1 protein-coding gene is annotated in these 537 nt (G+C 36.0%); it reads left to right on the plus strand.

Annotated features, from left to right (window positions below; genetic code table 11):
* Nucleotides 1-21: 21 nt before the first annotated feature.
* Nucleotides 22-396, plus strand: a complete 375-nt coding sequence (locus QD409_RS35705; protein WP_430765078.1) for a hypothetical protein — start codon at nt 22-24, stop codon at nt 394-396.
* The last annotated feature ends 141 nt before the right edge of the window (nt 397-537 follow it).

Below are 537 nucleotides of genomic sequence, written 5' to 3' on the forward strand. Positions count from 1 at the left end.
ATGTAAAGGAGGGAAACTAGCATGACAATACAATATTTCCAATCAAAAGGCTGTATTGTAGCTACCTATGCACCTAATCAGGTAGTAGCACATGTTCCACACAGTCTATACGCTTCAGCTAAACAATACCTTTACATGCAGGAGATTTCACATTCAGTCCATGTTAATCCTGATYACGATTCTATAGTGCTGTTCATCTTTGAAGGCAATTTAGATATACCAGAATGGGATTTACAATGTGATTCCCTCCATTATAAAAATTACTTGTATTTACTCGATTACAAAGAACTTTGGATAGACGATGGAAAGAGCCAACCTAAACTTGTGGCAATGGATTTATTACCTAATTTACTTCGTAGTTCGTTAGAAAAAGCGCTAAAGGAGTGGTACATATGAAAAACCTATATTCCATTACAGACTTATTTCAAGATCTGCAGGTGGTTGTCGATTATAACTATTGCCAACTAGAAAAAGTAGACGGCGACCAAAGTAACGCTAATATAATAACCCTATTCGATGAAGAAGAAGGTGTATCTA

This window comes from Rhizobium sp. BR 315 (genome assembly GCF_050577975.1).
Taxonomy (GTDB): domain Bacteria; phylum Pseudomonadota; class Alphaproteobacteria; order Rhizobiales; family Rhizobiaceae; genus Rhizobium; species Rhizobium miluonense.